The sequence below is a fragment of the Pseudomonas sp. USHLN015 genome, from assembly GCF_037153275.1.
GTDB classification, from domain to species: domain Bacteria; phylum Pseudomonadota; class Gammaproteobacteria; order Pseudomonadales; family Pseudomonadaceae; genus Metapseudomonas; species Metapseudomonas tohonis.
This window is the reverse complement of sequence record NZ_JBBCKP010000007.1, coordinates 55,053-80,954: the sequence shown is the minus strand read 5'-3', so window position 1 is coordinate 80,954 and position 25,902 is coordinate 55,053. Positions and strand designations below refer to the sequence as shown.

The 25,902-nt window shown below is 68.1% G+C and carries 22 protein-coding genes; 14 read left to right on the top strand and 8 right to left on the bottom strand.

From position 1 onward, the window contains the following. Nucleotides 1-100 precede the first annotated feature (100 nt). The 4 genes from WFQ67_RS15530 to ompR all read right to left on the bottom strand — a co-directional run bounded on the left by WFQ67_RS15530 (nucleotide 101) and on the right by ompR (nucleotide 7,113). A complete protein-coding gene (locus tag WFQ67_RS15530; protein ID WP_337057415.1) occupies nucleotides 101-844 on the bottom strand; it encodes a SapC family protein in 744 nt (247 codons plus the stop codon). A gap of 199 nt (nucleotides 845-1,043) precedes the next feature. Next, entirely contained in the window at nucleotides 1,044-4,802 is a 3,759-nt protein-coding gene (locus WFQ67_RS15525) for a bifunctional diguanylate cyclase/phosphodiesterase (protein ID WP_337057413.1), read from the bottom strand. A gap of 150 nt (nucleotides 4,803-4,952) precedes the next feature. Then, complete coding sequence (locus WFQ67_RS15520) at nucleotides 4,953-6,266, bottom strand: ATP-binding protein (RefSeq protein WP_173178580.1); 1,314 nt, start codon at nucleotides 6,264-6,266, stop codon at nucleotides 4,953-4,955. Between the two features lie 76 nt (nucleotides 6,267-6,342). Beyond that, entirely contained in the window at nucleotides 6,343-7,113 is a 771-nt protein-coding gene (ompR, locus tag WFQ67_RS15515) for an osmolarity response regulator transcription factor OmpR (RefSeq protein WP_442969596.1), read from the bottom strand. Nucleotides 7,114-7,266: 153 nt separating this feature from the next. Here ompR and WFQ67_RS15510 point away from each other — a divergent pair, with 153 nt between their 5' ends. The 4 genes from WFQ67_RS15510 (at nucleotide 7,267) to rmf (ending at nucleotide 12,195) form a co-directional block, all read left to right on the top strand. Further along, a complete protein-coding gene (locus WFQ67_RS15510) occupies nucleotides 7,267-9,585 on the top strand; it encodes a Tex family protein (RefSeq protein WP_213627059.1) in 2,319 nt (772 codons plus the stop codon). Between the two features lie 4 nt (nucleotides 9,586-9,589). Continuing rightward, nucleotides 9,590-9,973 (top strand): PaaI family thioesterase, encoded by a 384-nt coding sequence (locus WFQ67_RS15505; protein WP_111260805.1) that lies wholly within the window; start codon nucleotides 9,590-9,592, stop codon nucleotides 9,971-9,973. A gap of 122 nt (nucleotides 9,974-10,095) precedes the next feature. Further along, nucleotides 10,096-11,682, top strand: a complete 1,587-nt coding sequence (gshA, locus tag WFQ67_RS15500; RefSeq protein ID WP_213627062.1) for a glutamate--cysteine ligase — start codon at nucleotides 10,096-10,098, stop codon at nucleotides 11,680-11,682. A 300-nt stretch (nucleotides 11,683-11,982) separates the two neighbouring features. Next, nucleotides 11,983-12,195 (top strand): ribosome modulation factor, encoded by a 213-nt coding sequence (rmf, locus tag WFQ67_RS15495; protein WP_173178575.1) that lies wholly within the window; start codon nucleotides 11,983-11,985, stop codon nucleotides 12,193-12,195. Between the two features lies 1 nt (nucleotide 12,196). Here the strand turns inward: rmf and WFQ67_RS15490 are convergent, their stop codons facing one another. Continuing rightward, the gene (locus WFQ67_RS15490; protein ID WP_337057411.1) at nucleotides 12,197-12,595 is read right to left on the bottom strand and encodes a carboxymuconolactone decarboxylase family protein; all 399 of its coding nucleotides are present in this window, start codon (nucleotides 12,593-12,595) and stop codon (nucleotides 12,197-12,199) included. An 85-nt stretch (nucleotides 12,596-12,680) separates the two neighbouring features. Between WFQ67_RS15490 and WFQ67_RS15485 the strand changes: the two genes are divergently transcribed. Next, complete coding sequence (locus WFQ67_RS15485) at nucleotides 12,681-13,487, top strand: cyclase family protein (RefSeq protein ID WP_173178574.1); 807 nt, start codon at nucleotides 12,681-12,683, stop codon at nucleotides 13,485-13,487. Between the two features lie 152 nt (nucleotides 13,488-13,639). On the opposite strand, the gene argA is transcribed toward WFQ67_RS15485, so the two are convergent. Together argA and argE are read right to left on the bottom strand one after the other, a co-directional pair. Continuing rightward, nucleotides 13,640-14,938 (bottom strand): amino-acid N-acetyltransferase, encoded by a 1,299-nt coding sequence (gene argA, locus WFQ67_RS15480; protein ID WP_213630732.1) that lies wholly within the window; start codon nucleotides 14,936-14,938, stop codon nucleotides 13,640-13,642. Nucleotides 14,939-15,049: 111 nt separating this feature from the next. After that, nucleotides 15,050-16,207 carry an acetylornithine deacetylase gene (gene argE, locus WFQ67_RS15475; RefSeq protein WP_213627075.1) on the bottom strand — a complete coding sequence of 386 codons (1,158 nt, stop codon included), beginning with the start codon at nucleotides 16,205-16,207 and terminating at the stop codon, nucleotides 15,050-15,052. A gap of 136 nt (nucleotides 16,208-16,343) precedes the next feature. On the opposite strand from argE, the gene WFQ67_RS15470 reads away from it, so the two are divergent. From WFQ67_RS15470 to argC, 3 genes are all read left to right on the top strand, one after another. After that, nucleotides 16,344-17,711, top strand: a complete 1,368-nt coding sequence (locus WFQ67_RS15470; RefSeq protein WP_337057409.1) for a CYTH domain-containing protein — start codon at nucleotides 16,344-16,346, stop codon at nucleotides 17,709-17,711. Between the two features lie 48 nt (nucleotides 17,712-17,759). Continuing rightward, nucleotides 17,760-18,419 carry a DUF502 domain-containing protein gene (locus WFQ67_RS15465; RefSeq protein ID WP_213627079.1) on the top strand — a complete coding sequence of 220 codons (660 nt, stop codon included), beginning with the start codon at nucleotides 17,760-17,762 and terminating at the stop codon, nucleotides 18,417-18,419. Between the two features lie 85 nt (nucleotides 18,420-18,504). Next, a complete protein-coding gene (gene argC / locus WFQ67_RS15460; protein ID WP_285960532.1) occupies nucleotides 18,505-19,452 on the top strand; it encodes an N-acetyl-gamma-glutamyl-phosphate reductase in 948 nt (315 codons plus the stop codon). 287 nt (nucleotides 19,453-19,739) lie between these two features. On the opposite strand, the gene WFQ67_RS15455 is transcribed toward argC, so the two are convergent. Continuing rightward, on the bottom strand, nucleotides 19,740-20,210 hold the full coding sequence (locus tag WFQ67_RS15455; RefSeq protein ID WP_337057406.1) for an Lrp/AsnC family transcriptional regulator: 471 nt from the start codon (nucleotides 20,208-20,210) through the stop codon (nucleotides 19,740-19,742). Between the two features lie 127 nt (nucleotides 20,211-20,337). Here WFQ67_RS15455 and WFQ67_RS15450 point away from each other — a divergent pair, with 127 nt between their 5' ends. The 6 genes from WFQ67_RS15450 to aguB all read left to right on the top strand — a co-directional run bounded on the left by WFQ67_RS15450 (nucleotide 20,338) and on the right by aguB (nucleotide 25,835). After that, nucleotides 20,338-20,685, top strand: a complete 348-nt coding sequence (locus WFQ67_RS15450; RefSeq protein ID WP_213627085.1) for a hypothetical protein — start codon at nucleotides 20,338-20,340, stop codon at nucleotides 20,683-20,685. A gap of 134 nt (nucleotides 20,686-20,819) precedes the next feature. Then, nucleotides 20,820-22,604: a GspE/PulE family protein gene (locus WFQ67_RS15445; protein WP_173178566.1), complete on the top strand. Its 1,785-nt coding sequence runs from the start codon at nucleotides 20,820-20,822 to the stop codon at nucleotides 22,602-22,604. 76 nt (nucleotides 22,605-22,680) lie between these two features. Continuing rightward, nucleotides 22,681-23,601 carry an SPFH domain-containing protein gene (locus WFQ67_RS15440; RefSeq protein WP_337057405.1) on the top strand — a complete coding sequence of 307 codons (921 nt, stop codon included), beginning with the start codon at nucleotides 22,681-22,683 and terminating at the stop codon, nucleotides 23,599-23,601. A 2-nt stretch (nucleotides 23,602-23,603) separates the two neighbouring features. Next, nucleotides 23,604-24,059, top strand: coding sequence for an NfeD family protein (locus WFQ67_RS15435; RefSeq protein ID WP_337057404.1), 456 nt, complete (start codon nucleotides 23,604-23,606; stop codon nucleotides 24,057-24,059). A 75-nt stretch (nucleotides 24,060-24,134) separates the two neighbouring features. Then, nucleotides 24,135-24,785: a TetR/AcrR family transcriptional regulator gene (locus WFQ67_RS15430; RefSeq protein WP_337057403.1), complete on the top strand. Its 651-nt coding sequence runs from the start codon at nucleotides 24,135-24,137 to the stop codon at nucleotides 24,783-24,785. Nucleotides 24,786-24,956: 171 nt separating this feature from the next. Continuing rightward, a complete protein-coding gene (gene aguB / locus WFQ67_RS15425) occupies nucleotides 24,957-25,835 on the top strand; it encodes an N-carbamoylputrescine amidase (protein ID WP_337057402.1) in 879 nt (292 codons plus the stop codon). Nucleotides 25,836-25,902: the final 67 nt, after the last annotated feature.

Here is a 25,902-nt window from a genome sequence, read left to right as displayed (position 1 = left end):
CGCCCTCCCCTGTCCACAAGGCGCCGGGTTGCACCCGGCATCAAGGAAGCATTGCGCTGAAGCAGGCTCCGCTCCCTGGCCGGGGGGCGGAGCCGTCCCGTCAATGGGGGGTGGTGTCCCCGGCGGCCTTCTTCGCCAGGTAATGCGCGAACAGCTGGTTGGCGTTGCCCAGGGAGATCAGGTGGGCGTAGATCCAGCCGAGGAAGCCGGACTTGTGCAGGTCCAGCACCTTGTCGTCGGAAAGGGCCAGGAAGCGCTCCTCGTCCACCGCCAGGAAGTCGCTGAGCACGAAGCTCTCGCCGTTGCTGTGGCTCAGCTTGAGGCTGCGCGGGGACAGCAGTTCCAGCTCGTTTAGCTTGTCGACGAAGCGGCGGGTGCGCTCCATCTCCGTGGTGAAGTTCTGCAGGAAGTGGATCATCTCTTCGAGGAAGGGGCTGTTCTGGCCTTGCTCGTCGAACAGCTCGCGGCCTTCTTCCTCGTTCCAGCCCGAGTAGGCGGCGTCGAAGCAGACGGTGAAGTTCTCCGCGCTGTCCTGGGCCAGGACGAACGGGTAACGGCGCACGAAGGCCGGGATGTAGCAGTTCTCCTGCCACAGGTTGTTGGCGTCGACGTAGCCGTTGTGGCCGGCCTTCAGGCCCAGCAGGGCGATGGGCACGGCCTGGACGCCCTCGCCGATGAACACGATCGGGTAGTGACGGGAGGCCTGGAAGAACTCCAGGCCGGCCAGCGGCACCAGGTGGGTGCTGGCGGCGAATTCGCTGTTGTGGAGGCTGGCGAGCTTCAGCGAGCGGTGCTCCTCGCGGTTCAGCGCCTTGATGTCCTTGTACAGCAGCAGCGTGGTCATTACGGGGATCTCCTGGGAAGAGCGGGTTGACGGATGACGATCTACGCCAGGACCTGTCCACCATCCTGGTCGGGCACCCCATCCTTGAGGGTATGGGCCGCCACCAGGCTGATGTTCGGGTGGCGAGCCCCGTTGAAGTTAAGACCAGCACCGACGCTTTGCCGCGCCGGCCCCGGCACCCCGGGATGCAGGAGCAGGCTCACGGGGCGCGCTGCCCCATCCAGTCGACGAAGGCGGCCTCGTCCAGCGGCGGGCTGAAGTGGAAGCCCTGGCCGAGGGCGCAGCCCAGGGCGCGCAGGCTCTGGTGCTGGCCGCTGGCCTCGATGCCTTCGGCGATGCACTCCAGGCCGAGGTTGTGGCCGATGGCGAGGATGGTGTCCACCAGCGCGGCGTCGCTGCCGGCCTGCTCCAGGCCTTCGACGAAGCTGCGGTCGATCTTCAGGCGGTCCAGCGGCAGGCGCTTGAGGTAGGTGAGCGAGGAATAGCCGGTGCCGAAGTCGTCGATGGCGAAGCGCACGCCCAGGCTCTTGAGTGCCTGCATGGCGGCGATGCACTGCTCGACGTCCTCCAGCAGGCTGCCTTCGGTGATCTCCAGCTCCAGGCGCTGGGCCGGTACGCCATGGCGCTGCAGGCAGTCGCTGACCCGGGCGACGAAATCACCCTGGCGCAGGTCGCGCGGGCTGATGTTGATGGCCATGACCAGCTCCGGCCAGCGCGGCAGCCACTGGGCCAGGGCGGCGCAGGCGCGGTCGAGCACCCAGTCGCTGAGTTCCAGGATCAGCCCGGTCTCCTCCGCCAGGGCGATGAACTGGGCAGGCGGCACCACACCGCGCGTTGGGCTGCGCCAGCGCAGCAGCGCCTCGGCGCCGACCACGCGCTCGTCGGCCAGGGCCAGTTGCGGCTGGAACTCGAGGAACAGCTGCTCGCGCGCCACGGCCTGGCGCAGCTCGCTCTGCAACTGCAGGCGCTGGTCGATGGCGGCCTGCATGGCCGGGGCGAAGAAGTGCAGCGCATTGCGGCCGCCCTGCTTGGCCCGGTACATGGCGGTGTCGGCCTGCTTGAGGACGTCCGACGCGCCCTGGCGCTCGAAGGGGTGCAGGGCGATGCCGATGCTGGCGCTGACCGACAACTCGTGCTCGCCGATGCGATAGCTGCCATGCAGGCTGTGGAGCAGCTTGGTACCCACCTCGGCGGCATGTTCGGCGGCCGCCTCGGGGTGTTCGCCCAGGGCCTCGAGCAGCACCACGAATTCGTCGCCGCCCAGGCGCGCCAGGGTGTCCTCGGCACGCAGGCAACTGGCCAGGCGCGCGGTGACCTCGCGCAGCAGCGCATCGCCCACCGGGTGACCGAGGCTGTCGTTGACCGTCTTGAAATGGTCCAGGTCGATGAACAGCAGGGCGCCGAAACGGCCCTCGCGCACCTCCCGGGCCATCGCGTGCTGCAGGCGGTCGAGCAGCAAGCGGCGGTTGGGCAGGCCGGTGAGTTCGTCGCTGTAGGCCAGGCGCTCGATCTCGCGCTGGTAGCGCTGGCGCTCGGAGATGTCGGTGATGCTCAGGCGGATCAGCGGCGCGGCGCCGCCGGGCAGGCGCACCAGGCGCACTTCGCAGGGGCGCACGCGGCCGGCGACGTCGCGCATCAGCCATTCGAACACCGGTGCCTCGCCGGCCAGCGCGGCCTGTGCGTAGGCGTGGCCGACGTCCCGCGAGGGGCGGCCGTCGGCCTGCAGCGGCGGACTGAAGCTGGTGGGCATGCGCCCGATCAACTGTTCGCGGGGCAGCCCGTAGAGGCGGGCGGCGTTTTCGTTGGCCTCGGTGATGCCGCGCTCGACGTCGAATACCAGGATCGCCTCGGGAGCGTGCTCCACCAGGATGCGGTAGCGCGCCTCGGCCTCGCGACGGGCGCTGACGTCTTCCACCAGGGCCAGCAGGGCGTACATGCGACCATCGCCATCACGCACCGCGCGGACGTTGACGCGGGTGTAAACGATGCTCCCGTCGGGCCGCAGGAAGCGCTTGTCCAGTTCGTAGCCGTCGCGCTGGGCGCTGCGCACCTGATGCAGCAAAGCCTGCTCGGCGCCCCGGTCGTCGGTGTGGGTGATGCTCATCCAGTCGGCGCCCTGGAGCATCTCGCGGGAGCGCCCGAGGATGCTGCAGAGCTTGAAGTTGACCTCTTCCCAGCAGTGCTCGGGCGAGCACAGGGCCATGCCGATCAGCGGGGCCTCGAAGAACAGATGCAGGTGCTCTTCGCGCTCGCGCTGGCGGCGCGCGGCGCGCTTCTGCTCGGTAAGGTCCTGGATCGCGCCGTAGATGCGGATGACCCGCTCGCCATCGTGCTCGGCCAGCCCCTTGAGGCGCACCCAGCGGTAGTTGCTCTTGGCGGTGACGACACGCAGCTCGATGTCGAAGGGGTCAGCGCTGCGCAGCACATGATCGAGGGTGGCGCGGGCGCGGGCGCGGCTGTCCTCGTCGAAGTAGTTCATCGCCTGCTCCAGGTTGGGTGCGCCACCCACCGGCTCCAGGTCGTAGATGCGGAAGGTGCCCTCGCTCCAGAACATCTGCTCGCTGGGCAATTCCAGTACCCAGCCGCCGATGTCGGCGATGGCCTCGGTCTGGCTCAGCAGGTGGGTCTGGCGCATCAGTTCCTCGCGGCGCATGCCCAGCTCCTCGGCAAGCAGTTCGCGGCGGCTGACGTCATGCTGCAGGGCGACGAAATGGCTGATGCCATGGTCGTCGTGCATCGGCGCCAGGGTCACTTCGTTCCAGAACAGGCTGCCGTCCTTGCGGTAGTTGCGCAGGATCGCCTGGCACGGCTCGCCGCGCCGGATGGCCGCCAGCAGGCGCGGCAGTTCGGGCTGGTTGCGGTCGTGGCCGACCAGGAAGCGGCAGTTGCGCCCCAGCACTTCCTTGCGGCTGTAGCCGGTGATGCGCAGGAAGGCGGGGTTGCAGTAGGTCAGCGGGAAGTCGGGCTGGCGCGCGTCGACGATGATCACGCCGAGCGGGCTGGCCTCCAGTGCCAGGCTGTTCATCGCCAGGGCCTGCTGCATCTCGGCACGACGGCGCAGCTCCAGGCGCAGGTCGCTGAGGGTCCGCCCCACCAGCAGAGTCGAAACCATCAGCAGCAGCACGCTCAGGTGCAGTTCGATGCGCTGCGGCTCCAGCCACTGCGGAGCTTCGCCCAGCTCACGCAGGAGCGGCAGCGAGAGCACGGTGGCGGTGGCCAGGCCGGCGCCGCAGAGGGCTCCGGGGAACCCCCGGGCGAGGGCCAGGCTGAGCATCACCAGGCCGATCAGGGGGAGGGTCAGCAGCAGCGGCATCACCGCGATCGCCAGCGGCAAGGCGATGGCCAGCAGCAGCAGCAGCGGCCAGGGCGGCAGGCGCAGCATGGATTCTGCCAGCGGCGCGGGGGTCCCCAGCGCCCAGCGACGACGACGCAGCCAGGGGGTTAGGTAGGTGAGCAGCGGCAGGCAGATCACCAGGGTGGTCAGGCTGTCGCCCAGCCACATCAGCAGGCTGGCGGTGCCCCAGGCTTCAGGGCGGATCACACCGGTGAGCAACAGACTGCCCTGCACGCCGACGGCCACCAGGGTCACGGGCACCAGCACGCCGAGCAGCATGAAACGCAGCAGGCTGGCGAAATCCGGCAGGGCGACATCGAAGCGCGGCGGCCGCAGGAGCAGCCAGCCGACGCCGATGCTGAGGGTCTCGGGCAGGGCGTAGAAGGGCGCGAGATGCCAGTCCAGTCCCCAGAGCGGTGCACTCAGAACGGCATTGAGAAAGACCGCGAGCAGTACCCGTGGGCCCCACCAGAGGCACGCCACAAGCCCCAGGGAAAAGGGCAGGTACCAAAGCGCGACGCCGCCGGAAACCTGGGTGCCCAGGGAGAGCCAGGTGGCGAGGTGCAGCAACGGCAGTGACGACCACCAGGTCCAGTTGGGCAAGCGGGCTTTAGCGGCGGGCATTCTGACCTCAAGTCTACGCGCGCAGGAGGATTGTCCAGGGCGCCTAGAGTACGTGGGTCAGGGCAAAGTGACACTATGCAACAACGAGCCCGCGTCGCAGCCTGACGGAAGGCGTCGCGGTTGGACGCGGGCCCCGCCGCGCGGGGCCTGTCAGGCGGCGTCGCGGGGCAGCAGCAGGCCCAGGGGAAGGCACACGCGGGCTTCCAGCCCACCGCCGGAACGGTTGCGCAGCTCGACGCTGCCGCCGTGCAGCGCGGCGATGCGCTTGACGATGGCCAGACCCAGCCCGGTGCCCTTGCCGCCACGGGCGCGGTCGCCACGGATGAAGGGGTTGAAGATGTCGCCCAGCTCGGCCGGGTCGATGCCCTGGCCACGGTCGAGCACGCTGAGGACGACATAGGGTGCGGTGTGATCGCCCGCCACGAAGGCGGCCACTTCGACGCCGTTGCCGCCATAGCGCAGCGCGTTCTCGATCAGGTTGGCCAGGAGGCGCTTGATCGACACGCGCCGCAGGGGGAACGGCGGCACCGGCTCCAGGCACAGGCGCACGCGCTCCTCGTGCTGGTTGTAGGGGGCCACCACCTCGCGCACCAGCTCGCCCAGGTCGAGCTCTTCCTGGCGCTCGTCGCGGCCGTCGCGGATGAAGGCGAGGAACTGGTCGAGGATGGCGTCCATGTCCTCGATGTCGCGAACCATGTCCTCGGTGAACTCGCTGTCGCTGCTCATCAGCTCCAGGGACAGGCGCAGCCGCGTCAGCGGGGTGCGCAGGTCGTGGGAGACGCCGGCCAGCATCAGCTCGCGCTCGCGGGCGGCCTGCTCGACGTCCTCGGCCATCTGGTTGAAGGCGCGGTAGACCTCGGTCATCTCGCTGGGCGTGTCGCTCACCGGCAGGCGCACGCTGCGGCCCTGGCCGAGCTGGCGGGCGGCGAACACCAGGCGCTTGAGCGGGGCGTTGAGCTGGCGCACGAAGATCCACGCGGCGGCGGTGGACAGCAGGCCGATGCCGAGGAACCAGCCGAGCACGCTCCAGATGCGTTGCCCGCGCAAGGGGTGTGGATAAAGCGGGATGCGCACCCAGTCGGGGCCCAGTGCCGGTGCCCGCACCCAGAGCGCCGGCGGGCTCTTGGCGCGCAGGCGCACCTCGGTCTCGGGGCCGAGCTCGGTCTGCATCTGCCGCTCGAAGATCTCGCTGTAGGGCCAGTGCTGCTCGCTGGGCGGCACGGCGTCGCTGGTCACCCGCTTGAGGCCGGCGGCGCGCGCCAGGTCGTCGCGCTCGGATTCGCTGGCCGCCCAGTAGGCACGCAGGGTCAGCGCCGCGCCGTGGCTGTACTGGCGGTCCACGAGGACGTCCTCGTTCATCATCAGGTAGACCAGGGTCAGCGCCTTGGAAAACAGCACGACGATGAGCACCAGCCAGAGGGTGCGGGAGAAGAAACTCTGCGGGAACCAGTACGGCGCTTTCATCGGGTTTTCCGGGCAGGAGGCTCAGGTGCCTTGCGAGGCAGTGCCGCGCCCGGGATGCGGGCGCGGCGGGGGGAGGTCACTTGTTGCCGTCGGGCACGAACACGTAGCCGACGCCCCAGACGGTCTGGATGTAGCGGGGCTTGGACGGGTCGGGCTCGATCAGCCGGCGCAGGCGGGAGATCTGCACGTCGATGGAGCGCTCCAGGGCGTCCCACTCGCGGCCACGGGCGAGGTTCATCAGTTTGTCGCGGGTCAGCGGCTCGCGGGCATGCTGGACCAGGGCCTTGAGCACGGCGAACTCACCGGTGGTGAGCATGTGCACGTCCTCGCCCCGCTTCAGCTCGCGGGTGGCCAGGGACAGCTCGTACTCGCCGAAGGTGACGCTCTCGTCGGCGGCGGCCGGGGCGCCGGGCACCTGGGGCGCCTGGCGGCGCAGCACGGCCTTGATCCGCGCCAGCAGCTCGCGCGGGTTGAAGGGTTTGGCCAGGTAGTCGTCGGCGCCCAGTTCCAGCCCCTGGATACGGCTGGACTCGTCACCTTTGGCGGTGAGCATGATGATCGGCACCTGGTTGTTCGAGGCACGCAGGCGGCGGCAGGCGGAAAGGCCGTCCTCGCCAGGCAGCATCAGGTCCAGGACCACGAGGTTGAACAGTTCGCGGGCCAGCAGGCGGTCCATCTGCTCGACGTTCTCCACCGCCCGCACGCGGTAGCCCTGCTCTTCGAAAAAGCGCTCGAGCAAGCGACGCAGGCGCGCGTCGTCGTCGACGATCAGGATCTTTTCGCCCTCGGCATTGGGGATGCTGCTCATGTTCTCTCCTGGTTTCTCAAGCGCGGCATTATTACTCAGCACCGGTGTCGCGCGGCTCGACCATTGTTAGCAGATTTTTCCCCGAACGGTTCCCTGGCCAGCGCAACGGGGTGTTTATAATGCGCCGCTTGTTTCCCGGCCAGGGCCAGGCCCGGCCGGTCTTTCGTTGGTCATCAGGTGTGTCTTTTTCATATGGAAAGCATCAACAACCGTATCGCTGAAGAGCTGGGCGTGCGCCCGCAACAAGTCGCCGCCGCCGTCGCCCTGCTCGATGAAGGCTCCACCGTTCCCTTCATCGCCCGCTACCGCAAGGAAGTCACCGGCAGCCTGGACGACACCCAGCTGCGTACCCTGGAAGAGCGCCTGCGCTACCTGCGCGAGCTGGAGGACCGCCGTGGCGCGATCCTCGCCAGCATCGAGGAGCAGGGCAAGCTGACCCCGGAACTGGCCCGCGAAATCAAGCTGGCCGACACCAAGACCCGCCTCGAAGACCTCTACCTCCCCTACAAGCAGAAGCGCCGCACCAAGGGCCAGATCGCCCTGGAAGCCGGCCTCGGCGAGCTGGCCGACGGCCTCTTCGCCGACCCGACCCTGAACCCGGAGACCGAAGCCGCGCGCTTCATCGATGCCGAGAAAGGCTTCGCCGACACCAAGGCCGTGCTCGAAGGCGCCAAGTACATCCTCATGGAGCGCTTCGCCGAAGACGCCACGCTGCTTGCCAGCCTGCGCGGCTTCCTCAAGGACAACGCCACCCTGACCGCCCGCCTGGTTCCCGGCAAGGAGCAGGAAGGCGCCAAGTTCAGCGACTACTTCGAGCACGACGAGCCCCTCAAGGGCGCGCCCTCGCACCGCGCGCTGGCGATCTTCCGCGGCCGCAACGAGGGCGTGCTCAGCGTCGCCCTGAAGGTCGGCGAGGAGCTGCCCGGCACCATGCACCCCTGCGAGGTGATGATCGGCGAGCGCTTCGGCGTGAAGGACCAGGGCCGCGCCGCCGACAAATGGCTGGGCGAGGTGGTGCGCTGGACCTGGAAGGTCAAGCTCTACACCCACCTGGAGACCGACCTGCTGGGTGAGCTGCGCGAAGGCGCCGAGACCGAGGCGATCAACGTCTTCGCCCGCAACCTGCATGACCTGCTGCTGGCCGCCCCGGCCGGCCCGCGCGCCACCCTGGGCCTGGACCCGGGCCTGCGCACCGGCTGCAAGGTCGCCGTGGTCGACGCCACCGGCAAGCTGCTGGAGACCGCCACCGTCTACCCGCACGTCCCGCACAACAAGTGGGACGACACCCTGGCCACCCTCGGCAAGCTCTGCGCCAAGCACGGCGTCGACCTGATCGCCATCGGCAACGGCACCGCCAGCCGCGAGACCGACAAGCTGGCTGGCGAGCTGATCAGCAAGCTACCGGGCCTGAAGATGACCAAGATCATGGTCAGCGAGGCCGGCGCATCGGTGTACTCGGCCTCGGAACTGGCCGCCAAGGAGTTCCCCGAGCTGGACGTGTCCCTGCGTGGCGCGGTGTCCATCGCCCGCCGCCTGCAGGACCCGCTGGCCGAACTGGTGAAGATCGAGCCGAAGTCCATCGGCGTCGGCCAGTACCAGCACGACGTCTCCCAGCTGCAGCTGGCGCGTAGCCTGGACGCCGTGGTCGAGGACTGCGTGAACGCCGTCGGCGTGGACGTGAACACCGCCTCCGCCGCCCTGCTGGCGCGCATCTCCGGCCTCAACGCGACCCTGGCGCAGAACATCGTCGCCCACCGCGACGCCAACGGTGCCTTCAAGACCCGCGAGGAGCTGAAGAACGTCAGCCGCCTGGGCGAGAAGACCTACGTGCTGGCCGCCGGCTTCCTCCGCGTGATGAACGGCGACAACCCGCTGGATGCCTCGGCGGTGCACCCGGAGACCTACCCGCTGGTGCAACGCATCGCCGAGGGGACCGGCCGCGACGTGCGCTCGCTGATCGGCGATTCCGCCTTCCTCAAGCGCCTCGACCCGGCCAAGTTCACCGACGAGACCTTCGGCCTGCCGACCGTCACCGACATCCTCAAGGAGCTCGACAAGCCCGGCCGCGACCCGCGCCCGGAGTTCAAGACCGCCGAGTTCCAGGAAGGCGTCGAGAGCCTCAAGGACCTCAAGCCCGGCATGGTGCTGGAAGGCGTGGTGACCAACGTCACCAACTTCGGCGCCTTCGTCGACATCGGCGTCCACCAGGACGGCCTGGTGCACATCTCCGCGCTGTCGGAGAAGTTCGTCAAGGACCCGTACGAGGTGGTCAAGGCCGGTGACATCGTCAAGGTCAAGGTCATGGAGGTGGACATCCCGCGCAACCGCGTCGGCCTGTCCATGCGCATGAGCGACACCCCCGGCGAGAAGGTCGAGGGCCCGCGCGGCGGCGGTCGCCCGCAGGGCGGCCAGCGTCCCGAGCGTGGTGCTCCGCGCCAGCAGCAGGCGGCCCCGGCGAACAACGCCATGGCCTCGCTGTTCGCCAACGCCAAGCAGATCAAGAAGAAGTGAGCTGATGGAAGTCTCCGACCTGCACACCGCCAGCGCCTACAGCAAGCTGCTGGGCATCGAACCGGTCAGCCTGGGCGACGGCGTCGCCGAGGCGCGCCTGTCCATGGCCGAGCACCTGCGCAATCGCGGCCAGGTGATGCACGGCGGAGCCATCTTCTCGCTGCTCGACATCGCCATGGGCCTGGCCTGCACCAGCGTCCATGGCTTCGAGCGGCGCAGCGCCACGATCGAATGCAAGATCAACTACATCCGCCCCGTGGCCGAGGGTGACATCCTCTGCCGCGCGCGGGTGGTGCACGCCGGCTCGCGGACCCTGGTGGTCGAGGCCGATGTGCTGCAGGGCGACAAGCTGGTCGCCAAAGGGCAAGGCACCTTCGCCCAGCTGTAAGCGCCAGGACGGCGACGCTCTATTCTGGACAAAGCGACAACGCAGTCATGTCCGCCCCTTGTAGACCGACCAGTCCACCCTCATATTGGGGCGACTGTCCCTGGGACCCACAGGATTCCAAATTGAGCGACCTTCTCTCCCGCCGCCTGGCATTGCTGGGCGAGCGTGCCCACCTGTCCCTGCTGACCCAGTGCCTGCACGGCATCGAGCGCGAATGCCTGCGCGTCGACGACAACGGCCAGTTGGCCCTGACCCCGCATCCGGTGGCCGTCGGTTCCGCGTTGACCAACCCGCAGATCACCACCGACTACTCCGAGTCGCTGCTGGAATTCATCACCCCCACCGAGCACGACCCGGCGGCGACCCTGGCGGACCTGGAGAAGATCCATCGCTTCACCTACCAGAAGCTCGACGGCGAGCTGCTGTGGAGCGCCTCGATGCCCGGCCGGCTGCCCAGCGAAGAGGCGATCCCGATCGCCCGCTACGGCACCTCGCCCATCGGCCGCCTCAAGTACGTCTACCGGCGCGGCCTGGCCGTGCGCTATGGCAAGACCATGCAGTGCATCGCCGGCATCCACTACAACTTCTCCCTGCCGGAAGCCCTGTGGCCGCTGCTCAAGGAGGCCGAAGGCGATCCGCAGAGCGACCGCGACTTCCAGTCCGCGCGCTACATCGCGATGATCCGCAACTTCCGGCGCTACAGCTGGCTGCTGATGTACCTGTTCGGCGCGGCACCGGCGCTGGACCAGAACTTCCTCCGCGGCCGCCCCCACGACCTCGACCGCCTCGACGCCGACACCCTGTTCCTGCCCTGGGCCACCAGCCTGCGCATGAGCGACCTGGGCTACCAGAACAACGCCCAGTCCGGCCTGACGCCCTGTTACAACAGCCTCGACAGCTACCTGTCGAGCCTGCGCCAGGCCGTTTCCACGCCCTATCCGCCCTATGCCGAGATCGGCACCAAGCGCGATGGCGAATGGATCCAGCTGAACACCAACGTCATCCAGATCGAGAACGAGTACTACTCCTCGATCCGTCCGAAGCGCGTCACCTACACCGGCGAGCGCCCGATCCAGGCGCTGATGGCCCGTGGCGTGCAGTACGTCGAAGTGCGCTGCCTGGACATCAACCCCTTCCTGCCGCTAGGCATCGACCTGGCCGAATCGCGTTTCCTCGACGCCTTCCTGCTGTTCTGCGCCCTGCAGGACAGCCCGCCCCTGGCCGGCGGCGAGTGCCGCGACTGCACCGACAACTTCCAGCGCGTGGTCAAGGAAGGCCGTCGCCCCGGCCTGCACCTGCAGCGCAACGGCCAGGAGATCGGCCTCAAGGAATGGGCCTTCGAGTTGCTCGGGCAGATCGCCCGCACCGCCGACCTGCTGGACCGCGCCCAGGGCGGCCAGGCCCATGCCGAAGCCCTCCAGGCCCAGCGCCTCAAGGTCGAGGACACCCGCCTCACGCCGTCGGCACAGGTGCTGGCCGAGCTGCGCGAACGCGGCGAGAGCTTCAGCGAGTTCTCCCTGCGCCAGAGCCGCCTGCACGCCGAGTATTTCCGCGCCGAGGCCCTGGCCCCGGACGACCAGGCACGCCTCGAAGCCATGGCCCGCGAATCCCTGGAGGAACAGGCGCGCCTGGAAGCCGAGCCCGACGTCGACTTCGACACCTTCGTCGCCGCCTACCAGGCCAGCATCCTCGGCTTGCTGAGCAACTGACGCGGTCCCTGCCGTTCCCGGGCTGAAACCCGGGCTACGTCAACGTAGGTTGGCGCCGAGCGCAGCGAGGCCCAACGGTGCTAGCCGCAACCCCGCTCGTTGGGCTTCGTACCTCAGCCCAACCTACGGATTGCAACTGCGCCCAGCGGCACCGAAACCACCCGTGAACCCACGCGCCCCAAAAAGGCGCGGCCCGTCACAAAACCGACAAGCTGGGGCTCGAAGCGGGACAGGCGGCCACCCGCGCCGGAAAACCGACAGCTAGCATGAGCACAAATCCAGAGCCTGCGAGCTTTGCCCATGGCGCCCCCAGACGCCCACCCCGAAGACAGCCAGCAATGGAGCCTGGAAAGCCTCAACAAGGCCTACCAGCAAGGCTACATGGCGGGCCTCACCGGCCAGACGATCGACCAGCAACCCTACCCCGCCGAAGTCCTCGCCGCGGCCTGGGAAGCCGGTTGGGACGACGGCCACGACCAGTACGAGCTGCAGCGTCCCTCGCGGATCGCCTGAATCAGTCCTCGCGAAACGCCGCGTCCAGCGGAACCCGATAGCCCGTCGCCAGCCGGTTGGTCTCGTTGGCCATGCCGATCACCGCCTGCAGCTCGCCGAACATCGCCTCGGTCATCCCCGCCTTGCGTGCCGCCGCCGTGTGCGAGCCGATGCAGTAGGCGCAGTTGTTGGTCACGCTGACGGCGACGTAGAGCAGTTCCTTGGTCAGCGGGTCCAGCGCGCCGGGGGCCATCACCTGCTTCAGGCTCTCCCAGGTGCGGCGCAGGTTCTCAGGATGCTGGGCCAGGGCCTTCCAGAAATTGTTGACCTGGTCGACCTTGCGCGTGGCCATGATGTCGTCATAGACCGCACGGACTTCCGGACTGGCATGTTCATATTCGATCAAGTGCTTAGACGACATCACGTTTCCCCTTCTAAGTTATGAGTCAGCCAGTATAGGCAGAGCGCCCATACCGGCCCGGTCCCAACCATGGAGAAGGTCACGCATGTCGATACGCACCCTGGGCCGCCTGGCCCTCACCGCCTCGCTGTCCCTGCCGTTGCTGGCCCAAGCCGCGCAACCCGGCCTCTGGGACACCTACGCCACCCTGAAAGCCAAGACCTGGGTCGACCTGACCCACGCCTACGACGAGCAGGTGCCGCACTGGAAGGGCTTCGAGAACGCCCAGCGCAAGACGCTCTACACCGTCGACAAGGACGGCTTCCAGGTGGACCTCTACACCCACGTCGGCCAGTGGGGCACCCATGTCGACCCGCCGGTGCATTTCCACAAGGGCCTGCGCGGCATCGACCAGATCGACGTGAAGGAACAGCTGCTGCCGCTGGTGGTGCTGGACATCCACGAGCAGGCGGCGAAGAACCCCGACTACGTGCTGACCCTGGCCGACGTGAAGGCCTGGGAAGCCAAGCACGGCCCGGTGCCCGAAGGCGCCTTCGTGGCCCTGCGCAGCGACTGGTCCAAGCGCTGGCCGAGCCAGGAGAAGATCCAGAACGCCGACGCCCAGGGCGTGGCCCACTACCCGGGGTGGAGCAAGGAGGCGCTGGTCTACCTCTACGAGACGCGCAAGATCACCGCCTCCGGCCACGAGACCACGGACACCGACCCGGGCATCGCCACCAGCAAGGACGACTATTCGCTGGAGTCCTACATCCTCGGCAAGGACCACTACCAGATCGAACTGCTGGCCAACCTGGACCAGGTGCCGGAAGCCGGCGCGCTGGTGGTCGTGAGCTTCCCGAAGATCGCCCGGGGCACCGGCTTCCCGGCGCGGGTGTTCGCCATCCTGCCGTGATGGAGTAAGCGGGACTCCCCCCTGTGGGAGCGGCTTCAGCCGCGATGGGCCCGGCTCGGCGCCGGGCCCTTTGAACTCGAAGCAGGCAGCCGTCGCTCACACCCTACGGCACACGCCCATCCTGCCGAGTCCTCAGCCCCGTAGGAGCGGCCTCACAGCACCTTTTCGAAGATCTTCGAGTTGCGCTGGTAGTTGTAGAGCGAGGCGCGCGCCGCCGGCAGGCTTTCCACGCCGCTGGGCTGGAAGCCGCGCTCGCGGAACCAGTGGGCGGTGCGCGTGGTGAGCACGAAGAGGGTCTTCAGGCCCAGGGCACGGGCGCGGTCCTCGATGCGCTCCAGCAGCTCGTCGCCACGGCCGCCGTGGCGGTACTCGGGGTTCACCGCCAGGCACGCCAGCTCGCCCGCATCGGAGTCGGCGATGGGATAGAGCGCCGCGCAGGCGATGATGTGGCCGTCGCGCTCGACGATGGTGAACTGGCCGATCTCGCGTTCCAGCACCTCGCGGGAGCGGCGCACGAGGATGCCCTGGTCCTCCAGCGGAGTGATCAGGTCGATCAGCCCGCCGACGTCGTCGATGGTGGCTTCGCGCAGGGACTCGAACTGCTCCTGGTCCACCAGGGTGCCGCCACCGTCGCGGGTGAACAGCTCGGTGAGCAGCGAGCCGTCCTCGGCGTAGCTGACCATGTGGCTGCGCTTGACCCCGCTGCGGCAGGCCTGGGCGGCGGCGTCCAGCAGCTCGGCCTGGTAGCTGTTGCCCAGGCGCACGAGGTGGCCGGGCACCTGTTGCGGGCGCAGTTCGCGCACCAGCTTGCCGGATTCGTCGATCAGCCCGCGCTCGCTGCCGAACAGCACCAGCTTGTCCGCGCCCAGGTCGATGGCGGCGCGGGTGGCGACGTCCTCGCAGGCGAGGTTGAAGATCTCCCCGGTGGGCGAGTAGCCCAGGGGCGAGAGCAGCACGATGGAGCGCTCGTCGAGCTGGCGGCCGATGCCCTTGCGGTCGATGCGGCGCACCTCGCCGGTGTGGTGGTAGTCGACGCCATCGACGACGCCTATGGGCCGTGCGGTGACGAAGTTGCCGCCTGTCACGCGCAGGCGCGAGCCCTGCATGGGCGAGGCGGCGATGTCCATGGACAGGCGCGCTTCGATGGCGATGCGCAGCTGGCCCACGGCGTCGATCACGCACTCCAGGGTCGGGCCGTCGGTAATGCGCAGATCGCGGTGGAAGTGCGGGGTCAGCCCGCGCGCAGCCAGGCGTGCCTCGATCTGCGGACGCGAGCCGTGCACCAGCACCAGGCGCACGCCCAGGCTGTGCAGCAGCACCAGGTCGTGGACGATGTTGCCGAAATTCGGGTGGGCGACACCCTCGCCGGGCAGCATCACCACGAAGGTGCAGTCCCGGTGGGCGTTGATATAGGGCGATGCGTGGCGAAGCCAGTTGACGTAGTCGTGCATGGAATCCATGAGCCTGTGGACGTTGGCGAAATGAGCGTTGCTACTCCGGAGACGGAGTTGGGGGCGTCGCGTTTATCGTCGTCGCAGGAGCATCAACGGATTCCCTCCACGTCAGGCCTTGTCGGCGGGGTTCAGGCAGTAGTGCTGGATGAGCTGGCGCAGCAGCGCCACGGTAGGCTCGATGCGTGACAGTTCGAGGTGTTCATCGGGCTGGTGGGCGCAGGCGATGTCGCCGGGCCCGAGCACCAGGGTCTCGCAACCGAGCTGCTGAAGATACGGGGCTTCGGTGCCGAAGGCCACCGCTTCTGCGGCATGCCCGGTGAGACGTTCGGCCAGGCGCACCAGATCACTTCCGGCCGGCTCCTCGAAGGGGGGCACGGCGGGGAACAGCGGCTGGTAGTCGATGGCCACGCCATGGCGCTCGGCGAGCGGCGCCAGGCGCTGGCGGATGGCCGCGCGCAGCGTCTCCGGCTGCATGCCCGGCAGTGGGCGCAGGTCGAATTCCAGGCTGCACTGCCCGCAGATCCGGTTGGGGTTGTCGCCACCATGGATGCAGCCGAGGTTGAGGGTCGGCTGCGGCACGTTGAACAGCGGGTTGTGGAATTCGCGCTGCCACTCGCCACGCAGGGCCACCAGCGCGGCGATGCTCTCGTGCATCGCCTCCAGGGCGCTGCGGCCCAGGCTCGGGTCGGAGGAGTGGCCGCTCTGCCCGAGGATGTCGATGCGCTCCATCATCACGCCCTTGTGCAGGCGGATCGGCTTCAGCCCGGTGGGCTCGCCGATCACCGCGGCGCGGCCCAGCGGCTGCCCGGCGGCGGCCAGGGCACGGGCGCCGGACATCGAGCTTTCCTCGTCGCAGGTGGCCAGGACGATCAGCGGGCGGCGGAACGGCTGGTCGCGCAGGGTGCGCACCGCCTCGATCACCAGGGGGAAGAAGCCCTTCATGTCGCAGCTGCCCAGGCCGTACCAGCGGTCATCGGCCTCGGCGAGCTTCAGCGGGTCGCTCTTCCACAGCGCGGCGTCGAAGGGCACGGTGTCGCTGTGGCCCGCCAGCACCAGGCCGCCGGGGCCGCTGCCCAGGGTGGCCAGCAGGTTGGCCTTGCCGGGCGCCACCTGCTGCACCTCGCATCGGAAGCCGAGCTCGCCCAGCCAGGTCGCCAGCAGGTCGATCACCGCCTGGTTGGACTGGTCCCAGCCGGGCTGGGTGCAACTCACCGAAGGCGCGGCGATCAGCGCGGCGAACTGGCTCTTCAGGTCTGGAACGGGCATCGGCTTTCTCCACGGACGAGGACTCATCATAGGGACAACGCCCCGGCGGCGAAACCGCCCGGCAGGGCGCCTCGGCCTCCTGTAGACTTCACGGCCTCGGCAGCCATCCCGTGCTGCGATTGATAAAACTCCGGCCATGCAAAAAGAAACCGAAATCAAGCTCCGCGCCAGCCGCGAGACCCTCGAAGCCCTCCGTGACCACCCGCTGCTGAAGAAGCGCAACAAGAGCGGCTGGGAGAAACGCGAACTCTTCAACCAGTACTACGACACTCCCGAGCGGGATCTGTCCCGGGCCAGGGTCGCCCTGCGCCTGCGTCGCGACGGCGACCAGTTCATCCAGACCCTCAAGAGCCGTGGCCAGAGCGTGGCCGGGCTGTCCGAGCGCAACGAATGGGACTGGTACCTGCCCAAGGCCAAGCTCGACCCGAAGAAGCTCGGTGACGACTGCTGGCCGGCCAGCCTCGCCGACCTGGACAAGAAGACGCTGGCGCCGATCTTCACCACCGACTTCGTCCGCGAGCGCGCCGAGATCGCCTGGGGCCGCGGCAAGGCCAAGGTCGTGGTGGAAGCCGCGCTGGACCTGGGCAAGGTCATCGCCGGCAAGGCCGAGGAGGAAATCTGCGAGCTGGAGCTGGAACTGCGCCAGGGCGAACCCGAGGCGCTGCTGGAGCTGGCCCGCGAACTGGCCACCGACCTGCCCCTGATGCCCTGCGACATCAGCAAGGCCGAGCGTGGCTACCGCCTGTTCGACGCCAACAGCTACAGCGTCGCCCTGCCGGCCCCGGCGCTGGACGCCGAGATGCCCCTGGACGACGCCATCGCCGCCATCGCCTGGCACCTGCTCGGCAGCAGCCAGCGCCTGGCCGAGCAATACCGTTTCAACGGCCACTGGAAGCTGCTCGGCGAATGGCTGCAACAACTGATCGACCTGCGCGCCCTGCTCGGCAGTCTCGGCCAAGCCGCGCCGCGTGCCAGCAGCCACGGCCTGCGCGAAGCCCTGGACGCCCTGATCGGTGACTGGCGCCCGCGCCTGGCTGCCGGCCGGGACGACGAAGCCGCGCGCCAGGCGGCGCCGCAGCAATTCGCCGATGAACTGGCCGGCACCCGCTGGGGCCTGTTCTCCCTCGACGCCTCCAGCTGGCTGCTGGCCCGCTCCTGGGCCGTCGGCCGCAACGACCGTGGCAACCGCCAGGGCAAGGCCGCGCTGGGCAAGTGGCTGCCGCGCCTGCTGGGCGACGAAGCCCGCGACCTGCAGCTGGACCGCTACAAGCGCCAGCCCGAGGACCTCGCCGAGCAGCTGCCGCGCATCGAGCGCCTGCTGGTCTGGCTGCGCCTGGCCCGCAGCGTGCTGCTGGAGATCCCCGAGACCGACCGCTGCTACGGCGAGCTGAACAAGCTGGCCGAACTGGCCGGCCGGCCGATCGACGAGGAGGCCCTCGAAGCCCGCGTCAGCCAGGCCCACCAGGTGCTGACGCTCAAGAGCTGGAAGCAGTTGCTCAAGTGATGCGACCCGGCACCGCGCGCCCGCGCGGTGCCGACGAGGACCCCCGCGATGTTCAAGCAAAGCTTCAGATCCCTGCTCGGCACCTGGCTGACCGGCCTGCTGGCCCTTTTGCCCCTGGTGCTGACCCTGGCGCTGCTGGCCTGGATCGTCAGCCTGCTCAATCGCCTGGTGGGCCCCTCGACGCTGATCGGGCAACTGCTCGCCGCCCTCGGCCAGCCGTTCGCCAGCAGCCCGGTCCTGGCCTGGTTCGTCGGCACCCTGGTGCTGCTGGCCAGCCTCTATCCCCTCGGCCTCGCCGTGCAACTGGGCCTGCGCCGGCCGCTGGCCTGGCTGTTCGACCAGACCCTGCGGCGCACCCCGCTGATCGGCAACGTCTACAACATCGCCGACCGCTTCGTCGGCATGCTCGACAAGGAAAAGAACGCCGACATCACCACCATGCAGCCGGTCTGGTGCTTCTTCGGTGGCGACGGCGCGGCGGTGCTCGCCCTGCAACCGAGCTCCGCGCCCATCGAACTGGAAGGCCGGCCCTACTGCGCCATCCTGGTGCCCACCGCGCCCATCCCGGTGGGGGGCGGCCTGCTCTACGTACCGGTGGACTGGGTGCGCCCGGCCGACATGGGGGTCGATGCGCTGACCAGCATCTATGTCTCCATGGGCCTGACACCACCCCCCGCCACCACGCCGCCCGACGCCTCGCGGACCTGATCCGCCGACGCGCTTGGCCAAGGCGCCGCCGCGCTGGTTACAATGCGCGCCCCGCTCTTCATTCGTCTGTCCGAGAGAGTCCGCCATGGTTTTCAAAGTGTTCGTAGATGGTCAGGAAGGCACCACCGGCCTCCGTTTGCTCGACTACCTGTCCGGCCGTTCCGACGTGGAGCTGCTGCGCATCGCCGATGACAAGCGCAAGGACCCGCAAGAGCGTGCACGCTTCCTCAATGCCGCCGACGTCGCCTTCCTCTGCCTGCCCGACGTCGCCTCGCGCGAGGCGGTGTCCCTGGTGACCAACCCGAACACCTGCATCATCGACGCCAGCACCGCCTTCCGCACCGACGACAGCTGGGCCTACGGCCTGCCGGAACTGGCTGCCGGCCAGCGCGAGAAGATCCGCACCAGCAAGCGCATCGCCGTGCCCGGCTGCCACGCCAGCGCCTTCATCCTCGCCGTGCGCCCGCTGATCGACGCCGGCCTGCTGCCCGCCGACTACCCGCTATCCGCCTTCTCCCTCACCGGCTACAGCGGCGGCGGCAAGGGCATGATCGCCGAGTACGAAGCCGGCAACGACGCCAGGCTGATGAGCCCGCGTCCCTACGCCCTGGGCCTGGAGCACAAGCACCTGCCGGAAATGCGCGTGCAGGGCCGCCTGGCCCAGGCACCGGTGTTCAACCCCATCGTCGGCCCCTTCCTCAAGGGCCTGGCCGTGACCGTGCCGCTCTACACCGAGCGCCTGGCACGCAAGGCCAGCGCCGCCGAGATCGCCGAGATCTACCGCCAGCACTACGCCGGCGAGCAGTTCGTGCGGGTGATGCCGGCCGGTGACGAAGGCAACCTCGACGGCGGCTTCTTCGACGTCCAGGGCTGCAACGACACCAACCGCGTCGACCTCTTCGTCTTCGGCTCCGCCGAGCGCCTCAACCTGGTCGCGCGCCTGGACAACCTCGGCAAGGGCGCCGCCGGCGCCGCCGTGCAGTGCATGAACGTGCACATCGGCGCCGACGAGGCCACCGGCCTCAACGCCTGATCCGCACCACCCTGGAAAAGCCCCGCCGATGCGGGGCTTTTTCGTTTCCGCGGGATAAGCCGGCGGGTTTCACCTGCCCTACGGCAGCCAGCGCATCGGCATGCTCCTGTAGGGGCGAATTCATTCGCCCAAGGACTTCCAGCAGGCCTGAGCCCATATGACCGGTAGGAGCGAATTCATTCGCGAAAGGGCCGCGCAGCGGTCCCGTCGTGACCTCGAGGGGCGGACCTACGGCCCGCTTGGCGACTGAAGTCGCCCCTACAAGGGTGCCCATGAAGGTCCCAGCACTACCCCCCCACCGGCAAACGGGTGGTCGACTTGATCTCCGACAGCGCGACAATGGAGTTGACCTCCTGGATGCCCGGCACCATGGACAGCTTCTCGAAGAAGAAGCGCTCGTAGGCCTCGATGTCCTTCGTGACGATGCGCAGCATGAAATCCACCGCGCCCATAAGCACGTGGCACTCCAGCACCTCGGGGAAGCCCTGCATGGCTTCGGCGAACTCGGTGAGGTTGGAGCGGCCGTGGGCGTTGAGCTTCACCTGGGCGAAGATCTGCGCGTTGAGGCCGATCTTGCGCCGGTCCAGCAGGGTCACCTGGCGGCGGATCACCCCCTCCTCCTTGAGCCGCTGGATGCGCCGCCAGCAGGGCGACTGGGACAGGCCGATGCGCTCGGCGATCTCGGCGGTGGCGATGCCGGCGTCCTCCTGCAGCAGCTCGAGGATGCGGCGATCGTAGGGATCGAGCTCGATAGGCATGAAAAACCCCAATAAATGGATATAGGGGAAATTCTATTCCCCAATCAGTCGGAACGACCAATAAACAGGCAGAAATTCTCCCTCCGGCGCCCGGAAAATAGGCCATCGCCTCCGGAGCCACGCCACCATGCTCGATCTCGACGAATCGCCCCGCGTCACCCCGCCACTGCCCTTCCCCACCGCCCTAGCGCCGCGTGAGGATGTATGGAGCAAGACGCACCTGCCCGGCCAGGCGCGCACCCTGAGCTTCACCATCCTCGCCGAGGCCGACGCGGACATCCTCAGCCGCCTGCTCGCCTACTTCGCCCAGCTGCAGTTGGTGCCGCAGTGGCTGGAGTCGAGCCGCCAGGGCGACGAGCTGCTGCTGCGACTGCGCCAGGACGGCCTGACCCTGCACCGCGCCGAGGTGATCGCGCAGAAGATGCGTTCCCTGGTCAGCGTGTTTTCGGTGGACGTGCAGCCTGCGGCATCCTGACCGCGCCGTTCGGTGCACCCGGTCACGCATTGCCCTTCGCTCCGGGGCGCCGATTCGGGCATCCTGTGCACCCTCCACGGAAGAGTGCGTTGGCTACTCTTCCCTGACCGGGATCGCGTGACCAAGGAGCCTGCATGTCCGCTTTTGCCTCAGCCGCCCAGGATCGCTGGCTGGACCTCAACGACCTCCTGCGGGAGCTGGTGAACCAGGGCCGGATCGCCCAGGACACCGCCGAGCAGTGCATGGCGATTCGCCGCAGTGCGGTGAACAACCAGCAGCACCCGCTGGAATTCCTCGCCAGCCAGCAGGTCGACGACCTCAAGCGCCCCGGCAAGAAGCTCGACCTCGAAGCCCTGACCGTATGGCTCGCCGAGTACGCCGGCCAGCCCTACCTGCGCATCGACCCGCTGAAGATCGACGTCGCCGCGGTCACCCCGCTGATGTCCTACGCCTTCGCCCAGCGCCACAAGATCCTCGCCGTGGCCGCCGACAGCGAGAGCGTCACCATCGCCAGCGCGCAGCCCTTCGTGCACAGCTGGGAAGGCAACCTGACCCACGTCCTCAAGCGCCCGATCAAGCGCATCGTCGCCAACCCGGCGGACATCCAGCGCTTCACCGTCGAGTTCTACCGCCTGGCCAAGTCGGTCAGCGGCGCCAACGCCGTGGACCAGAAGATCAGCGGCGTCGGCAACTTCGAACAACTGCTGAAACTGGGGGCGAACGACCAGGAACCCGACGCCAACGACGCGCATATCGTCAACATCGTCGACTGGCTGTTCCAGTACGCCTACCAGCAGCGCGCCAGCGACATCCACATCGAGCCGCGCCGCGAGCAGGGCACCGTGCGCTTCCGTATCGACGGCGTGCTGCACACCGTCTACCAGTTCCCGCCCCAGGTGACGATGGCCATCGTCAGCCGCCTGAAGAGCCTCGGCCGCATGAACGTGGCGGAGAAGCGCAAGCCCCAGGACGGCCGGGTCAAGACCAAGACCCCGGAGGGCGGCGAGGTGGAACTGCGCCTGTCGACCCTGCCCACCGCCTTCGGCGAGAAAATGGTGATGCGGATCTTCGACCCCGAGGTGCTGCTGAAAAGCTTCGACCAGCTGGGCTTCTCCCAGGACGACCTCAAGCGCTGGCAGAGCATGACCAACCAGCCCAACGGCATCATCCTGGTCACCGGCCCCACCGGCTCGGGCAAGACCACCACGCTCTACACCACGCTCAAGCAGCTGGCCACCAGCGAGGTGAACGTCTGCACCATCGAAGACCCCATCGAGATGATCGAGGGCGCCTTCAACCAGATGCAGGTGCAGCACAACATCGACCTGACCTTCGCCAGCGGCGTGCGCGCCCTGATGCGCCAGGACCCGGACATCATCATGGTCGGCGAGATCCGCGACCTGGAGACCGCCGAGATGGCCATCCAGGCCGCCCTCACCGGCCACCTGGTGCTCTCCACCCTGCACACCAACGACGCCCCCAGCGCCATCACCCGCCTGCTGGAACTGGGCGTGCCCTACTACCTGCTGCGCGCCACCCTGCTCGGGGTCATGGCCCAGCGCCTGGTGCGCACCCTGTGCCCGCACTGCAAGGCGCCCATCGAGCTGGAGGAGGAAGACTGGCAGAACCTCACCCGCCCCTGGAGCGCACCGCTGCCCACCGGGGCGCATCGCGCCGTGGGCTGCCTGGAATGCCGCGACACCGGCTACCGGGGCCGTGCCGGGGTCTACGAGATCATGCTGCTGTCGGATTCGGTGAAGAGCTACATCACCGCCGATACCGACCTCGTCGGCCTGCGTCGCAACGCCTTCAAGGAAGGCATGCGCAGCCTGCGCCTGTCCGGCGCGCAGAAGGTCGCCGCCGGGCTCACCACGGTCGAGGAAGTGCTGCGGGTCACGCCGCAGAGCGAACAGAAGTAACCACCGCCGCCCGGCGCAGAATCCGGGCGGATCACCGAGAAAGGCCGCTGCCGGCACTCACCTACAGGGAACAGTCATGGGCATCACCACAGTCGTACTCCTCTTCGTCGCGCTCGCCGTGGCCATCGTCTTCATGGGCTTCAAGGTCGTGCCGCAGGGCTACGAATGGACGGTGGAGCGCTTCGGGCGCTACACCAACACCCTCAAGCCGGGCCTGAACATCATCGTCCCGGTGATGGACCGCATCGGCCGCAAGCTCAACGTCATGGAGGCGGTGCTGGACATCCCCCCGCAGGAAGCCATCAGCGCCGACAACGCCATCGTCGAGATCGACGCCGTGTGCTTCTTCCAGGTGATCAACGCGGCCCAGGCGGCCTATGAGGTGAACAACCTCGAGCACGCCATCCGCAACCTGGTGATGACCAACATCCGCACCGTGCTCGGCTCCATGGAGCTGGACGCCATGCTCAGCCAGCGCGACGCCATCAACGAGCGCCTGCTGCGCACCGTCGACGAGGCCACCGCGCCCTGGGGCATCAAGGTCACCCGTATCGAGATCAAGGACATCAGCCCGCCCGCCGACCTGGTCGAAGCCATGGCCAGCCAGATGAAGGCCGAGCGCCTGAAGCGCGCGCAGATCCTCGAGGCCGAAGGCTCCCGCTCCGCCGCCATCCTCACCGCCGAGGGCCACAAGCAGGCGGAGATCCTCCGCGCCGAGGGCGAGCGTGCCGCCGCCTTCCTCGAAGCCGAGGCCCGCGAACGCGCCGCCCAGGCCGAAGCCGAGGCGACCCGCGTGGTGTCCCAGGCCATCGCCAGCGGCAACGTGCAGGCGGTCAACTACTTCGTCGCGCAGAAATACGTCGAGGCCCTGGGCAGCCTGGCCAGCGCCAACAACAGCAAGGTGATCCTCATGCCGCTGGAGGCCAGCCAGGTGATCGGCTCGGTGGGCGGCATCGGCGAGATCGTCAAGGCCACCTTCGGCGACAAGAAGGCCTGACCATGCTCGGCTACCTGCAGACCCTGTCCTTCTGGGACTGGCTGGCACTGGGCACCCTGCTGCTGATCCTCGAAGTCTTCGGCGCCGGCGGCTACCTGCTGTGGATCGGCCTGGCCGCCGCCGCGGTCGGCGCCCTCACCTTCATCGTGCCGGGCATCCCCTGGGAGGTGCAGTTCCTCCTCTTCGGCGTGCTCTCGGTGTGCACCGCCGTCTACTGGTGGCGCCGCCAGCGCAGCGCCGCCAAGCCCTCCGACCAGCCAGGGCTGAACCGCCGGGGCCAGGAATTCATTGGCCGCCAGTTCGCCCTGCACCAGGCCATCGAAGGCGGGCGCGGCAAGATCAAGGCCGGCGACTCGGTGTGGCTGGTGGTCGGGCCCGACCTGCCCGCCGGCGCCCAGGTGCGTGTCATCGGCCAGGACGGCGTGCTGCTCAAGGTCGAACCGGTCAGCGCCGGTTGAACGAACGGGACGCGTCGGTATTGCATGGGGCTCATGGCTAACGTCCAATAGCCGCCTCATGCCAAGGAGCCGTCCATGCCGCGTCCCGCCACCCCCCGCAAACCCCGCGCCAGCAGCCAGCTGCGCATCGCCGGGATCCTCGACGCCGCCCGCGCGCTGCTGGCCGAGGAAGGCGTGGCCAACCTGTCGATCTACAGCGTGGCCGAGCGCGCGGAGATGCCGCCCTCCTCCGTCTACCACTTCTTCGCCAGCGTGCCGGCGATCCTCGAAGGCCTCACCGCCGAAGTCCATGCCGCTTTCCGCGCCTGCCTGCAGGAGCCGGTGGAGCACGAGCGCCTGGGCAACTGGCGCGACCTCTCGCGCCTGGTGGAAGTACGCATGCTGGCGATCTACGCCGAGGACACCGCCGCCCGCCAGTTGATCCTCGCCCAGCACGGCCTCACCGAAGTGACCCAGGCCGACCGCCAGCACGACATCGAGCTGGGCCGCCTGATGCACCGCCTGTTCGAGCGCCATTTCGAACTGCCGGCGCTGCCGGGCGACCTCGACGTCTTCGCCCTGGCCATGGAACTGGGCGATCGCGTCTACGCCCGCTCGGTGCAGCTGCACGGCGAAATCACCCCGCGCTTCGCCGAGGAAGGCATGCGCGTCTTCGACGCCTACCTCGGCCTCTACCTGCCGCCCTTCCTGCCCAAGCGTGCCGCCGCGCTGGCGGACGCCCTCTGAAGCCTTCGATTTTTATCCGATGAATAGCCGATAAACATCGGTATTACTGGGCGATATTTTATTTAAATTCTTTATTGCCACTTTTAAAGCGGATTTTTATCGATTATAAAGTCGCCATCCGGGCGACTCACGCCCGCTCATCGACAGCAATCGTCCTGACGAGGTGTCTCCATGCCCCGCATCGTTACCGTCGCCGCCACCCAGATGGCCTGCTCCTGGGATCGCGCCGCGAACATCGCCAACGCCGAGAAACTGGTGCGCCAGGCCGCCGCCAGGGGCGCGCAGATCATCCTCATCCAGGAGCTGTTCGAGACCCCCTACTTCTGCCAGAAGCCCAACCCCGACTACCTGCAACTGGCCACCCGCACCGAGGCCAACGCCGCCATCGCCCACTTCCAGAAGGTCGCCGCCGAACTGCAGGTGGTGCTGCCCATCAGCTACTTCGAGCTGGCCGGGCGGGCGCGCTTCAACAGCATCGCCATCATCGACGCCGACGGCAGCAACCTCGGCGTGTACCGCAAGAGCCACATCCCGGACGGTCCCGGCTACCACGAGAAGTACTACTTCAACCCGGGGGACACCGGCTTCAAGGCGTGGAACACCCGCTACGCGCGCATCGGCGTCGGCATCTGCTGGGACCAGTGGTTCCCCGAGTGCGCCCGCAGCATGGCGCTGCTGGGCGCCGAGATACTCTTCTACCCCACCGCCATCGGCAGCGAGCCCCACGACGCCAGCATCACCTCGCGCGACCACTGGCAGCGCGTGCAGCAGGGCCACGCAGGCGCTAACCTGATGCCCTTGGTGGCGTCGAACCGCATCGGTCGCGAGGAGCAGGACGGCTACGACATCACCTTCTACGGCTCCTCCTTCATCGCCGATCAGTTCGGCGCCAAGGTCGAGGAACTGAACGAGACCGAGGAAGGCGTGCTGGTGCACAGCTTCGACCTGGACAAGCTGGAACACACCCGCAGCGCCTGGGGCAGCTTCCGCGACCGTCGCCCGAACCTGTACGGCCCGCTGAAGACCCTGGACGGCATCCTGGAGTCCTGACACCCATTTACAGTGGCCCCCGCCCATGCGGGGCCCACTCCACAGCCACCGCATCGCCCCTGACCGG